Genomic DNA, 13402 nt, shown 5'->3' on the forward strand with positions numbered 1-13402 from the left:
GTAGGCGCCTGCCGCGGTCGGAAGGCCCGGCTGCTCGCCGGGCCCCCGCCTAGGATGGAGGCATGACGACACGCGTGGCCATCGTCGGCGGCACCGGAAAGCTCGGAGCGATCATCCGCGACGTGGTCGACGCCGAACCCGGGTTCGAGGTCGCCGGGGTGCTGTCGTCCCGGTCGGAGCTGTCAGAGCTCGACGGCGCCGACCTGGTGGTCGACGCGTCGACGCCCGCCGTGTCGATCGACGTCGTCCGCGCCGCGATCGAGCGCGGCATCAACGTGCTCATCGGCACCTCCGGATGGTCGGCGGAGCGCATCGCGCTGGTCCGTCCCCTCGTCGAGGCCGCCGGCACCGGCGCCGTCTTCATCCCCAACTTCTCCCTCGGCTCGGTGCTGGGCTCGGCGCTCGCGGCCGCCGCGGCGCCGTTCTTCCCGTCGATCGAGATCGTCGAGGCGCACCGTGAGACCAAGATCGACTCGCCCAGCGGCACCGCCGTGCGCACTGCGGAGCTCATCGCCGCCGCGCGCGACGGCGTCGGCCCGGTCGAGTCGCCGCACGTCGACCAGCGCGCCCGCGGCCAGCAGGTCGCGAGCGTGCCGATCCACTCCCTGCGCCGTCCGGGCGTCGTCGCCCGCCAGGAGACGATCCTCTCGGGGGCGGGGGAGTCGCTCACCATCGTGCACGACACCGTGGAGCCGGCACAGGCGTACGGTCCCGGCATCCGCCTGGCCCTCGCGGCCGCGCGCGATGCCTCTGGCGTCACCGTCGGCCTCGACAGCCTCATCGACATCGGCATCGGCCGCCGGACGGCGCAGCCTGACGGTCGCCCCGTCGACGAGGGCGGTGTGCCCGGCCAGGTCGCCCGCACCACCGGGGCATGAGCGCGCGCATCGGCGTCGCCGTCATGGCGGCGCTGCTCGCGCTGTACATCGTGCTCGTCGGACAGCGCGCGTGGCTGCTGCTCGTGAGCGGCGACCCGGTCGGCATCGCGATGGGCGCGGCGCTCGTCGTGCTGCCGCTCATCGCCGCGTGGGCGCTCGGGCGGGAGCTGTGGTTCGGCGTGCGCGCGCAGCAGCTGGGCAAGCGGCTCGAGGCCGAGGACGCCCTGCCGCAGGAGGAGGTCGCCGTGCGCCCGAGCGGCCGCGTGATGCGCGAGGACGGAGACGCCGTCTTCCCCGCGTATCGCGCTGACGTCGAGGCCCACCCCGACGACTGGCGGGCGTGGTACCGGCTCGGACTCGCCTACGACGCCGCCGGCGACCGCCGCCGCGCACGCGAGGCGGTGCGGGCCGCCATCCGGCTCGAGAAGGCCGACCGCCCCGGCTGAATCCGTCGCGGGATCAGGATGCTGCGGGCACGGCCGTCGCGACCGCGTCTTCCACCGTCGGGTGCGAGAACACGAACCCCGACTCCTCGAGCGCCTGCGGCACGACATGCGCATCCGCGGTGAGGATCGCCTCGGTGGCGTCCGCGCCGAGCGCGAGCTTCATGCCCCACACCGGCGCGCGCAGCAGGAACGGGCGGTTCATCCGCACCGCGAGTGCGAACCCGAGATCGTTCGCCGTGGCGCGCGTGGGTCCGGACAGGTTCACCGGACCGGTCAGGCGTGCGTCGATCACATGCCGGATCGCGCGCACTTCGTCCTCGAGCGAGATCCACGGCCACGCCTGCGTCCCGCGGCCGATCGGGCCGGACAGGCCGACCTTCGTCAGGAGCATCAGCGGCTTCAGCACGCCGTCGGCGTGCACGACCGGCGCCGTGCGCAGCACCGACACCGCAGCATCCGTCCCCGCGCCGTACGCCGCGGCCTCCCACTCGCCGCAGAGATCCGCGAGGAACGACTCCCCGCGCGGTGCGTCCTCCGCGAGGCGCGCGCCCGGCACCGAGCCGTAGTAGCCCACGGCCGAGGCCGACACGAGATGCGGGGCCGCCGCACCGAGCTCGCGCACCGCGCGAGCGAGTGCGCGGGTGGGCGCGATGCGCGACCACAGCAGGGTGCTCTTGTACGACGGCGTCCAGGGGAATCGCCCGATGCTCGCGCCGTTGAGCCCGACGACGGCGTCCGCACCCTCGAGCACGGCAGGATCCAGCGGCTCGGCGGTCGTGAGCCACTCGACCTCGTGCGCGGCCTCGGCGGGCCGGCGCACGAGGGTCGTCACCTCGGCGCCGTCGGCGCGGAGGCTCTCGACGAGCGCCCGGCCGATGAGGCCGGACGCCCCGGCGACGACGATCCGCCGACCGTCGTCACCGCCCGGAGGGCCTTCAGGCAAGCGTGGCCTCGATGGTGATCTCGATGCCCGCCAGGGCCTGCGAGACGGGGCAGCCGGCCTTCGCGCTCTGGGCGAGCCGCTCGAAGTCCTCGGGCTCGAGTCCCGGGACGACGGCATTGACGTTCAGGTGGCTGCCGGTGATGCCCGTGCCCGGCTTGAACGTGACCGAGGCGGTCGTGTCGATCGACTCCGGGGGAGTGCCGTTCTCAGCCAGGGCGAGCGAGAACGCCATGCTGAAGCACGACGCGTGCGCGGCGGCGATGAGCTCTTCCGGCGTCGTGACGGACGTCGAGCCTTCGCTGCGCGCCTTCCAGTTGACGGGGAAGGTCCCGAGGCCGGACGACACGAACGTGGTCTCGCCGGAGCCGTCGAACAGCCCGCCCTTCCATACCGTGGTTGCTTCGCTCGTGACGGTCATGTGGGCCTCCTCGCTGGCGGGGCGCCCGCGTGCCGGGCGTCTCGCGTCAGCCTATGGCGTCGGGCTGCCGCACCGCGATGGGTTGACAGCGGATGCTGCGCCCTCGGCCTGCGGACGGCCGACGCGGCGTCAGGCAGAGGCCGGGCGGGTGCGGCCGACGAGGCCGGCGCGCTGCAGCAGGAGGTACATCTGGCAGCCGAGGCAGAGGCCGAACACGGCGTTGAGGAACGCGGCGATGAAGGCGGCCGCCGCGGCGATCGTCAATGCCCACGGCACGCCGAACAGCTGCAGCACGAGGCCGAGAGCCGACACGAAGAGGCCGACGCCCTGCGCGAAGCGCGGCGGGCGCGGGTCCTCGAGCTCGGTCGGAGCCGACAGGCGCGGCGCCACGACCGCGCGGTAGAGCGCACCCCACGGCGCGGTGCGCGGCGAGACCACACCCCACAGGAAGAGGAGGGTCGTGACGAGCAGCAGGAGGAAGGCGGGGTCGAGGATCCGCTCGGCGACGCTCGCCGCGGAGATCGCCCATCCGTCGGCCGTCTGGGCCGTCGACAGGCCGGTGAGCCCGAGGAACACGACGATCAGCAGGAGCACGGCGGTGATGCCGGCCGCGAAGCGCGGACCGCGGGGGTCGATGCCTCGTGGGGTCGCAGCATCCCGTCGCTCAGACATTCGCGTCCTCCGCGATCAGGCGGTTGAGCTCGAGCTCGAGCACATCACGACCCGGGGCGCCGCCGAAGCGGGTCTGCACGACGCCGTTGCGGTCGAGCACGAGCGTGGTCGGCGTCTGCAGCACGTGGAAGTGCTTCGCGATGTCAGGGCGGTAGGTGAGATCGACGTCGAGGTGGCGGACGCCCTCGTGGTCGTCGGCGATCGCCGCCAGCGTGCGGTGCACACCGGGACAGCGGGCGCAGAGCTCGGTGCTGAACTGCAGGAGGGTGGCGACTTCACCCAGTCCATCGGCGCCGAGGCGGTGAGGTTCGATGACCTCGTGCTCGACGTTGCGGCGGGCGTGGGACTGTCGCCAGTTGAGGAAGACACCGAGTGCCACCGTCGCCGCGAGGAGCGCGGCGAGGGCGATGAGGGCGCCGACGAGGTTCACAGCAGATCAGGCTAACCCCTTTCACCTGAATGGAGGCCGAATCGGCGAAGATGACGCGATCGATGTCACAGAAGGCGGGTCGGCGCTGTGAGGGGAGCACACGGTGCGGGCACGGCCGGGATGCCCTGGGCGCGGGTATCGTGGCAGCCGTGACGACGCCGATCCCGACCCCGTACGAAGTCCTTCTGCGAGACGTGCTCGAGCACGGCACCCACAAGGACGACCGCACCGGCACCGGCACGACCAGTGCGTTCGGCCGGCAGATCCGGTTCGACCTCGCACAGGGCTTCCCGCTCATCACCACGAAGCGCGTGCACTTCAAGTCGATCGCATACGAGCTGCTGTGGTTCCTCCGCGGCGAGTCGAATGTGGCATGGCTGCAGGAGAACGGCGTCACCATCTGGGACGAATGGGCGGATGCCTCCGGCGAGCTGGGCCCGGTCTACGGAGTGCAGTGGCGGTCGTGGCCGACGCCGTCGGGCGACCACATCGACCAGATCGCGCTCGTGCTCGACCAGATCCGCGCGAACCCGGATTCGCGGCGGCTGATCGTGTCGGCGTGGAACCCCGCCGACATCCCCGACATGGCGCTCGCGCCGTGCCATGCGATGTTCCAGTTCTACGTGGCCGACGGCAAGCTGTCGTGCCAGCTGTACCAGCGCAGTGCCGACCTCTTCCTCGGCGTCCCCTTCAACATCGCGTCCTACGCGCTGCTGACCCTCATGGTGGCGCAGCAGGCGGGGCTCGAGCCGGGCGACTTCGTGTGGACCGGCGGCGACTGCCACATCTACGACAACCACGTCGAGCAGGTGCGCGAGCAGCTCACCCGCGAGCCGTACCCGTATCCGACGCTTCGCATCGCGCGCACGCCCGAGTCGATCTTCGACTACCGCTACGACGACTTCGTGCTCGAGGACTACCAGCACCACCCCGCGATCCGCGGGGCGGTCGCGGTATGACGGCCCCGATCGGCCTCATCTGGGCGGAGGCGCATGACGGCGTGATCGGCGCCGACGGCGGCATGCCGTGGCACGTGCCCGAAGACCTCGCGCACTTCAAGGCCCTGACGCTCGGCGCACCGGTCGTCATGGGCCGCCGCACGTGGGAGTCCTTCCCGGCGCGCTTCCGCCCGCTGCCGGGGCGGCGCAACATCGTCATCACCCGGCAGGACGAGTGGACGGATGCCGGCGCCGAGCGCACCGCATCGCTCGGGGCCGCGCTGGACCTGGCCGGCGAAGGCGCGCCCGAGCGCATCTGGGTGATCGGCGGCGGGCAGATCTTCCAGGAGGCCATGGCGCTCGCCGACCTCCTCGAGGTCACCGAGCTCGACGTCGCGGTCGAGGGCGACACCCTGGCGCCCGACCGCGCCGGCTGGATCACGGCCGCGACGGACCCGGTCGACGGCTGGCATACCTCGGGTTCCGGCATCCGCTACCGCTTCCTGCGGCTGGTGCGGCCTGCGGAGCACGGCCCGCGCTGACAACCGCAATAGGCTGGCGCGCATGGCGAAGACGGCGCTCATCACCGGTGCGAGTTCGGGACTCGGTGCGGAGTACGCGCGCCAGCTGGCGGCGAAGGGCGCGCACCTCGTGCTCGTCGCACGCGACCGGCAGGCGCTCGAGCAGCTCGCCGTCCGGCTGCGGTCGACGTACGGGGTCGAGGTCGAAGTCCTCGCGGCCGACCTGCTGAAGCGCCGCCAGCGCGATCGGGTCGCGGCGCGCGTCGCCGACGAGGCCCGGCCGATCGAGATTCTGGTGAACAACGCGGGCTTCGGGCTGCCCCTGGCATTCGAGCGCAACGACATCGAGGACGAGGTCCGCCACCTGGAGCTGCACGTCGAGGTGCCCATGCGCCTCACCCACGCGGCCCTGGGGGCGATGCTCGCGCGCGGGCACGGCCGCATCATCAACGTCGCATCGGTGGCCGCCTTCATCCCGCGCTCGACGTACGGCGCCTGCAAGGGGTGGCTCGTGAGCTTCAGCCGCTGGGCGAACGGCCGCTACGGTCCGCGCGGTGTCACGGTGACCGCGGTCTGCCCCGGGTACACCCACACGAACTTCCACGAGCGCCTCGGGCTGCCGCCGGGCCAGGAGGGCGTGCCCGACGGGATGTGGCTCGACGCGCGCGACGTCGTGGCCGAGTCGCTGCGTGATGCGGCACGCGGTGCGGCCGTGTCGATCCCGTCGCTGCGGTACAAGGCGCTCGTGACCCTGGCCCGCTTCGCCCCGCCGTCGGTCGCCGCGCGCATCGGAGAGCGCGGCCGCTGAGCCGGGCCCGGCGTCACCGGGCGCGCCGGGGCGCGGCATCCCGATAACCTGAATGCATGACGCATACGGGCAATCCCTTCGGACAGGTGCTCGTCGCGCTCGTCACCCCCATGACGGCCGACGGCGAGGTCGACTGGCCCGCTGTCGAGAAGCACATCGACGACGTCATCACCGCGGGGGCCGACGGCATCGTCGTGACCGGCACCACGGGTGAGACGTCGACCCTCACCGACGCGGAGAAGATCCGCCTCGTCGAGGTCGGAAAGGATGTCGCCGCCGGCCGCGCCAAGATCATCACGGGCGGCGGGTCGAACGAGACCGCGCACGCGATCGAGCTCTACAAGGCCAGCGAGAAGGTCGGCGCCGACGGCATCATGATCGTCACGCCGTACTACAACAAGCCCACGCAGGCCGGCATCCTGACGCACTTCCGCCTGGTCGCGGACGCCACCGACCTGCCGGTGATCCTGTACGACATCCCGGGCCGCACCGGCGTGCCGATCCGGTACGAGACGATCCTGCGCCTCGCCAAGCACCCGAACATCCTCGCCATCAAGGACGCCAAGGGCGACTTCAGCGAGGTGAGCCGCGTGCTCAACCAGACCGACCTGATGTACTTCTCGGGCGACGACGCCAACGTGCTGCCGCACCTCGCGATCGGTGCCACGGGGCTCATCGGCGTCACCGCGAACATCGCGGCGCAGCCCTACCGTGCGATCGTCGACGCCGTGAACGCCGGCGACCTCAAGACGGCCACCGCGGCGCACCAGCAGCTCGAGCCGCTCGTGCGCGCCGTGATGACCCACGTGCCCGGGACGGTGTCGGCGAAGTACATCCTCCACGGCCTCGGCCGCATCGGCAGCCCGCGTGTGCGGCTGCCGCTGGTCGGACCGGAGGAGTGGGAGGCCGCCAAGATCGAGGACGAGCTCGCGCTCGTGAACGATGTGCCCGGCGCCGACTTCTCGAACTTCCGCCCCGACCGCAACGCCGCCGCCGGCGGCGCGCTGCCGAAGGTCTCAGGCACCACGAGATGACGAATAGCGCCGTCGAACGGTCGACGGCGCGCAGATGACGGGCGTCCCAGCGCCCGGAGGAGGCTTCGCAATGCCCACCACCCCGTACGACCCGCCGGAGCTCGCAGCAGGAACCCTACGGATCGTCCCGCTCGGCGGCCTCGGCGAGGTCGGGCGCAACATGACGGTGTTCGAGTACGGCGGGAAGCTCCTCGTCGTCGACTGCGGCGTGCTGTTCCCCGAGGAGCACCAGCCCGGCGTCGACCTGATCCTCCCCGACTTCGAGCCGCTCAAGAAGCGGCTCGACGACATCGTCGGCGTCGTGCTCACGCACGGCCACGAGGACCACATCGGGGCGGTGCCGTACCTGCTCAAGCTCAAGAGCGACATCCCGATCATCGGATCGGGGCTGACCCTCGCGCTCACCGAGGCGAAGCTCAAGGAACACCGGATCAAGCCGTACAGCCTCACGGTGGCGGAGGGGCAGAGCGAGAACCTCGGGCCGTTCGAGCTCGAGTTCGTCGCGGTGAACCACTCGATCCCCGACGCGCTCGCCGTCGCGATCCGCACGCCCGCGGGTCTCGTGCTCGCGACCGGCGACTTCAAGATGGACCAGCTGCCGCTCGACGGCCGGCTGACCGACCTCCGCGCGTTCTCGCGGCTGGGGGAGGAGGGCGTCGACCTCTTCCTCGTCGACTCGACCAACGCCGATGTGCCCGGCTTCACGCCCCTCGAGCGGTCGATCGGCCCGGTGCTCGACCAGGTGATCGGAAAGGCGCCCCGGCGTGTGATCGTGGCGAGCTTCTCGAGCCACGTCCACCGCGTGCAGCAGGTGCTCGATGCGGCCGCCGCCCACGGCCGTCGCGTGGCGCTCCTCGGCCGCAGCATGCTGCGCAACATGACGATCGCCGAAGACCTCGGGTATCTGCACGTGCCGGAAGGCGTGCTCATCGACTACAAGAAGGCGCGCGACCTGCCCGACGACAAGATCGTCTACATGTCTACCGGATCGCAGGGCGAGCCGATGGCCGTGCTCAGTCGCATGGCGAACCTCGACCACGCGATCGAGCCCGGTCCCGGCGACACCGTGATCCTGGCGTCGAGCCTCATCCCCGGCAACGAGAACGCGGTGTACCGCGTGATCGACGGGCTCACCAAGCTCGGTGCGAACGTCGTGCACAAGGGCAACGCGAAGGTGCACGTGTCGGGGCACGCCGCGGCCGGCGAGCTGCTCTACTGCTACAACATCCTGAAGCCGAAGAATGTGCTGCCGGTGCACGGCGAGTACCGCCACCTGATGGCGAACGCGCGTCTCGCGCAGGACACGGGCATCGAGCCCGAGCGCACGATCCTCGCCGAGAACGGCAGCGTGATCGATCTCAAGGACGGCGACGCGCACGTCGTCGGCCAGCTCGACCTCGGCTTCGTCTACGTCGACGGGTCGACCGTCGGGGAGATCACGGACGCCGACCTCAAGGACCGCCGGATCCTCGGCGAAGAGGGCTTCATCTCAGTGATCGTCGTCGTCGACGCCTCGACGGGCAAGGTGATCTCCGGCCCCGAGGTCCACGCGCGCGGCTTCGCCGAGGACGACGCCGTGTTCGAGGACGTCAAGCCGAAGATCGCTGCAGCGCTCGCCGAGGCCGCCAAGTCCGGCGTCCGCGACCCGCACGCGCTGTCGCAGATCGTGCGCCGCACGATCGGCCGCTGGGTCAACCAGTCGCTGCGCCGCCGGCCGATGATCGTGCCGCTGGTGATCGAAGCGTAGCGAGATCGCCATCACGCGGAGTATCGAGTCGTAACACGCGGCCCGTACGATCGGCGTCGTGGCCTCCTCGTTCCGCACCCGCCCCGCCGTGTCGGCAGACGGCGCCTTCCTCGGCGACATGGTCGTCGAAGCGGCGAACTGGCGCCAGGGCGGCGCGCGGCCCCGCCACGAGGTGATCGGCGGCGCCGAGCACCGGCGTTACGTGGCGGGCTGGATGCGGCCGGGCGATGCGGGTTTCGTGGCCGAGGACGCCAACGGCGAGCCGGTGGGCGCCGCCTGGTACCGCATGCTCCCTCGTGACGACCCGGGCTTCGGGTATGTCGGCACGGGGGTGCCCGAGCTCATCATCGGCGTGCGCCCGATCTGGCGTGCCCACGGGGTGGGGCGCGCACTCCTGCAGAGACTGTGCGAGCATGCGGCAGCGCAGGGGTTCGCGCGGATCAGCCTGAGTGTCGAGCGGGGCAACTTCGCCTCGACGCTGTACCGCAGCGAGGGCTTCGCCGTCACGCAGAGCGGATCGGGCCGCGACACGATGGTCAAGCGCCTGCGCTGAGGGATCCGGCGACGCGGGCCTTCGCGACGCGCCGGGCCTGCGGCCGCTCGGCGGCGTGGTTGCGGGCAAATGTCGGGGTGTCGGCCTACCGTGGGGGGATGGCCAGGAGCTCAAGCCCGACCAGCCGGTCGCGCGCGTCTTCGAGCGCGTCGACGAACGCGCGCTCGAGCGCGTCCTCGTCGGCGCGCAAGCCCGCGGCCGCCAAGCCGGCACCCGCACCCAAGCGCTACGTGAACGAACCCGACCGGCCGCCGGTCATCGCGCGGGCGTGGATGGGTCTCGCGCACGCCACCGGCAGTCTGTTCCGCGCCTTCGGTCCCGAGGCGCTCGAGAAGGACCAGCGCCGCGACGGCTTCCCGTTCCTGCTCGTGCTGCTGGCGATCGCCGGCGCCGTGAACGAGTGGTTCTTCATCGGCAACGAGGTCGCGAAGACGATCAGCGCGTACACCGTCGGAATGCTGATCGGCCGCGAGGCCTTCGTCATGCCGGTGCTCCTGCTGCTGCTCGCGGGCTGGATGTTCCGGCATCCGTCGTCCGTGCACGACAACGGCCGCGTGGGCATCGGCTTCGGCCTGCTCGTCCTCACGATCGCGGGCTTCTGCCACGTCGCAGGCGGCCGCCCCCAGCCGAACCAGGGGCTTCCCGCGCTGAGCGAGGCGGGCGGCCTCTTCGGCTGGATGCTCGGCGAGCCGCTCGCCATGGTCCTCACCGACGTCGGCGCGTACATCGTGCTGTCGCTGCTGGCGGTGCTCAGCATCCTGATCATCACGAAGACGCCCCCGAACCGCATCGGGCGCCGCCTGGGCGAGCTGTACGCCTGGATGTTCGGCGCCGAGCCGCGGGAAGAGAAGGCGACGGCGGATGCTGCGGCCCCGGCCGCCGCGGACGACGACGGCGACTCCTCCCTGCCGTTCTGGCGCCGCAACAAGACCGGTCGCGAGAAGGACCCCGAGGGCGGGCTCGGCTCGCAGGACCTCACCGAGCTGCTGACGCCCGGCACGTCGCAGGGCGGGTTCGAGCAGGCGATGGCCACGCCCGTGACCCCTCCGCCGGCACCCGCGACCGACGCGCTCACCGAGGTCATCGACCCCGCCGTGCTGTCGGCGGCGAAGGCAGCGACCTCGTCGCGCACGTCGCTGCGCGACGACGCCGAGGTCATCGAGGACGACGGCACGCTTCCCGGCCTCGACGGCATCGGCTCGGCCACCGCCGTCGACTCGCCGTCCGCGCCGTACCGGCTGCCGTCCGTCAACTCTCTGGCCGCAGGATCGCCCCACGTGGCGCGCTCCCAGGCCAACGACGACACGGTGCGCGCGATCACGAGCGTGCTCGAGCAGTTCAATGTGGATGCACGGGTCACCGGCTTCTCGCGCGGCCCGACCGTGACGCAGTACGAGATCGAGGTCGGTCACGGCGTGAAGGTGGAGCGCATCACCGCGCTCACGAACAACTTCGCGTACGCCGTCGCCTCCAACGAGGTGCGCATCCTCGCGCCGATCCCGGGCAAGAGCGCCATCGGCGTGGAGATCCCCAACACCGACCGCGAGATCGTGACGCTCGGCGACGTGCTGCGCTCGCAGACCGCGACCAGCCAGACGCACCCCATGACGATCGGCGTCGGCAAGGACGTCGGCGGCGGCTACGTCATCGCGAACCTCGCCAAGATGCCTCACCTGCTGGTGGCCGGCTCCACGGGCTCGGGCAAGTCGAGCTTCGTGAACTCGATGATCACGAGCCTGCTGATGCGGGCGAAGCCCGCCGACGTGCGCATGGTGCTCATCGATCCCAAGCGCGTCGAGCTGACGTCGTACGCGGGCGTGCCGCACCTGATCACGCCCATCATCACGAACCCCAAGAAGGCCGCCGAGGCGCTGCAGTGGGTCGTGAAGGAGATGGACATGCGGTACGACGACCTGGCGTCGTTCGGCTTCCGTCACATCGACGACTTCAACAAGGCGGTCGTAGCCGGTGAGATCACGCTGCCGCCGGGCAGCGAGCGCGTGCTCAAGCCGTACCCTTACCTGCTCGTGGTCGTCGACGAGCTCGCCGACCTCATGATGGTCGCGCCTCGTGACGTCGAGGACTCGATCGTCCGCATCACACAGCTCGCGCGCGCCTCGGGCATCCACCTCGTGCTCGCGACGCAGCGGCCCTCGGTCGACGTCGTCACGGGCCTCATCAAGGCCAACGTGCCGTCGCGCCTCGCGTTCGCCGTGACGAGCGTCACGGACTCCCGCGTCATCCTCGACCAGCCCGGCGCCGACCGCCTCATCGGCCAGGGCGACGGCCTGTTCCTGCCGATGGGCGCCTCGAAGGCGCTCCGCGTTCAGGGCGCCTGGGTGAGCGAGAAGGAGATCGAAGAGGTCGTCAAGCACGTCACGCACCAGGCGCGGCCGGAGTATCGCGCCGACGTCGCGGCGGTGGCCGAGAAGAAGGAGATCGACGCCGACATCGGGGACGACCTCGAGCTGCTGCTGGCGGCGGCCGAGCTCGTCGTATCGAGCCAGTTCGGCTCGACGTCGATGCTCCAGCGCAAGCTCCGCGTCGGTTTCGCGAAGGCCGGCCGTCTGATGGATCTCCTGGAGTCCCGCGAGATCGTCGGCCCGTCCGAGGGCTCCAAGGCCCGCGATGTGCTGGTGACGGTGGAGCAGCTGCCCTCGGTGCTCGCGCGCCTGCGCGGCGAGGACGTGCCTGTCGCGGCGCCCGCATCTGCAGCGCCGGCCGCGGAGGCGGAGGCGGACGACCGCTACGGAACGGATGCCGTGGCCTCGCAGTACGACGGCTACCCCGTGCTCGAGAGCGACGACGACGGCTCCGAAGACGCGTGGGGTCTCACCGGTCGCGACTGACCGCCGTGCAGCGCCGCCGCGGCCGCATCGCGACCGCGCCCGCCGATAGGCTCGGGCCATGGCGATCCCCCGGCAGCTGCCCAACGCGATCACGATCGTGCGCATCCTGTGCGCGCCGGTCTTCCTGTGGATGCTCCTGGCCGACGGGGGAGCGGACGGCGCGCTGCGGTGGTGGGCGGCCGCGCTGTTCATCGTGGCGATCGCAACCGATGGGATCGACGGCTACCTCGCGCGGAAGTACGAGATCGTCACCGACCTCGGCAAGCTTCTCGACCCCATCGCCGACAAGGTGCTCACCGGCTTCGCCTTCATCGGCCTCTCCATCCTCGGCGAGCTGCCGTGGTGGATCACGATCATCGTGCTCATCCGAGAGATCGGGATCACGGTGTACCGGTTCATGGTCGTGAGCGATCACGTGCTGGCCGCCGCCTGGATGGGCAAGCTCAAGACCCTCGCGCAGGGGCTCGCCCTCTCGTTCGCCCTGCTGCCGCTGTGGACCCTCGTGGGCGACTGGATCTTCTGGGTCAACGGGGTGCTCATGACGATCGCGGTGATCCTCACGATCGCGAGCGGCATCGACTACATCGTGACCGAGATGCGTGCCGCGCGCGCGAAGCGGAGAGACGCGTGACGGATGCCGCAGTCGCGGTGCTGCGCGCCCTCGACGGCCGCGGCTGGTCGATCGCGGCAGCCGAGTCGCTGACCGGAGGGCGCGTCACCGCGACGCTGGTCGACGTGCCGGGGGCGTCCGCGCACGTGCGAGGCGGGATCGTCGCGTACGCCACTGACATCAAGCAGAGCCAGCTGGGCGTGGATCCCGATCTCCTGGCGGAGCGCGGCCCGGTCGACGCGGACGTCGCGGTGCAGATGGCGAAGGGCGTGCGTCGCGCGCTGCAGGCGGACGTGGGCGTCGCGACGACCGGAGTCGCCGGCCCGGATCCGCAGGACGGCAAGCCCGTCGGCACCGTCCACATCGCTGTCGTGACACCCGACGAGGTCGTGTCGTCGTCGCTCGAACTGTCGGGAACGCGCGATGAGATCCGCGCCCGGACGGTGCAGAGCGTGCTGGAGCTCGCTCTCACCGTGGTGGGAGGCATCCGTCATCCGTGAGACCGGGTCCGGGAACAGACGGTGTTTCGTCTCGGTTACATTCGGTGATTCCCAC

General features: G+C 71.1%; 15 protein-coding genes. 11 read left to right on the forward strand and 4 right to left on the reverse strand.

What is annotated here, in order from left to right; translation table 11 throughout:
* Positions 1–62: 62 nt before the first annotated feature.
* Both ACLBXX_RS10835 and ACLBXX_RS10840 read left to right on the forward strand, forming a co-directional pair.
* Positions 63–878 carry a 4-hydroxy-tetrahydrodipicolinate reductase gene (locus ACLBXX_RS10835; protein WP_387146788.1) on the forward strand — a complete coding sequence of 272 codons (816 nt, stop codon included), beginning with the start codon at positions 63–65 and terminating at the stop codon, positions 876–878.
* Positions 875–1324: a hypothetical protein gene (locus tag ACLBXX_RS10840; RefSeq protein ID WP_387146791.1), complete on the forward strand. Its 450-nt coding sequence runs from the start codon at positions 875–877 to the stop codon at positions 1322–1324. Before ACLBXX_RS10835 ends, ACLBXX_RS10840 begins: the two co-directional genes overlap by 4 nt.
* A gap of 13 nt (positions 1325–1337) precedes the next feature.
* On the opposite strand, the gene ACLBXX_RS10845 is transcribed toward ACLBXX_RS10840, so the two are convergent.
* The 4 genes from ACLBXX_RS10845 to ACLBXX_RS10860 all read right to left on the reverse strand — a co-directional run bounded on the left by ACLBXX_RS10845 (position 1338) and on the right by ACLBXX_RS10860 (position 3787).
* On the reverse strand, positions 1338–2267 hold the full coding sequence (locus ACLBXX_RS10845) for a TIGR01777 family oxidoreductase (RefSeq protein WP_447658029.1): 930 nt from the start codon (positions 2265–2267) through the stop codon (positions 1338–1340).
* Positions 2260–2685: an OsmC family peroxiredoxin gene (locus tag ACLBXX_RS10850; protein ID WP_045297285.1), complete on the reverse strand. Its 426-nt coding sequence runs from the start codon at positions 2683–2685 to the stop codon at positions 2260–2262. Before ACLBXX_RS10850 ends, ACLBXX_RS10845 begins: the two co-directional genes overlap by 8 nt.
* A gap of 129 nt (positions 2686–2814) precedes the next feature.
* Positions 2815–3357, reverse strand: a complete 543-nt coding sequence (locus ACLBXX_RS10855) for a DUF4395 domain-containing protein (protein ID WP_447658030.1) — start codon at positions 3355–3357, stop codon at positions 2815–2817.
* Positions 3350–3787 carry a TlpA family protein disulfide reductase gene (locus ACLBXX_RS10860; RefSeq protein ID WP_387146800.1) on the reverse strand — a complete coding sequence of 146 codons (438 nt, stop codon included), beginning with the start codon at positions 3785–3787 and terminating at the stop codon, positions 3350–3352. Before ACLBXX_RS10860 ends, ACLBXX_RS10855 begins: the two co-directional genes overlap by 8 nt.
* A gap of 149 nt (positions 3788–3936) precedes the next feature.
* Here ACLBXX_RS10860 and ACLBXX_RS10865 point away from each other — a divergent pair, with 149 nt between their 5' ends.
* The 9 genes from ACLBXX_RS10865 to ACLBXX_RS10905 all read left to right on the forward strand — a co-directional run bounded on the left by ACLBXX_RS10865 (position 3937) and on the right by ACLBXX_RS10905 (position 13347).
* Positions 3937–4746, forward strand: a complete 810-nt coding sequence (locus tag ACLBXX_RS10865; RefSeq protein ID WP_447658031.1) for a thymidylate synthase — start codon at positions 3937–3939, stop codon at positions 4744–4746.
* Entirely contained in the window at positions 4743–5267 is a 525-nt protein-coding gene (locus ACLBXX_RS10870; RefSeq protein ID WP_447658032.1) for a dihydrofolate reductase, read from the forward strand. Before ACLBXX_RS10865 ends, ACLBXX_RS10870 begins: the two co-directional genes overlap by 4 nt.
* 22 nt (positions 5268–5289) lie before the next feature.
* Complete coding sequence (locus tag ACLBXX_RS10875; RefSeq protein ID WP_387146809.1) at positions 5290–6054, forward strand: SDR family NAD(P)-dependent oxidoreductase; 765 nt, start codon at positions 5290–5292, stop codon at positions 6052–6054.
* 56 nt (positions 6055–6110) lie between these two features.
* Positions 6111–7088, forward strand: a complete 978-nt coding sequence (dapA, locus tag ACLBXX_RS10880; protein WP_310289856.1) for a 4-hydroxy-tetrahydrodipicolinate synthase — start codon at positions 6111–6113, stop codon at positions 7086–7088.
* 70 nt (positions 7089–7158) lie between these two features.
* On the forward strand, positions 7159–8835 hold the full coding sequence (locus ACLBXX_RS10885; RefSeq protein ID WP_447658033.1) for a ribonuclease J: 1677 nt from the start codon (positions 7159–7161) through the stop codon (positions 8833–8835).
* Positions 8836–8893: 58 nt separating this feature from the next.
* Positions 8894–9388, forward strand: a complete 495-nt coding sequence (locus ACLBXX_RS10890; protein WP_387146815.1) for a GNAT family N-acetyltransferase — start codon at positions 8894–8896, stop codon at positions 9386–9388.
* Between the two features lie 98 nt (positions 9389–9486).
* Positions 9487–12237, forward strand: coding sequence for a DNA translocase FtsK 4TM domain-containing protein (locus ACLBXX_RS10895; RefSeq protein WP_447658034.1), 2751 nt, complete (start codon positions 9487–9489; stop codon positions 12235–12237).
* 58 nt (positions 12238–12295) lie between these two features.
* Complete coding sequence (gene pgsA / locus ACLBXX_RS10900) at positions 12296–12868, forward strand: CDP-diacylglycerol--glycerol-3-phosphate 3-phosphatidyltransferase (protein ID WP_375872795.1); 573 nt, start codon at positions 12296–12298, stop codon at positions 12866–12868.
* Entirely contained in the window at positions 12865–13347 is a 483-nt protein-coding gene (locus tag ACLBXX_RS10905; RefSeq protein ID WP_447658035.1) for a CinA family protein, read from the forward strand. The genes pgsA and ACLBXX_RS10905 overlap by 4 nt, the downstream gene beginning before the upstream one ends.
* Positions 13348–13402: the final 55 nt, after the last annotated feature.

Source organism: Microbacterium sp. C23T, from assembly GCF_053345975.1.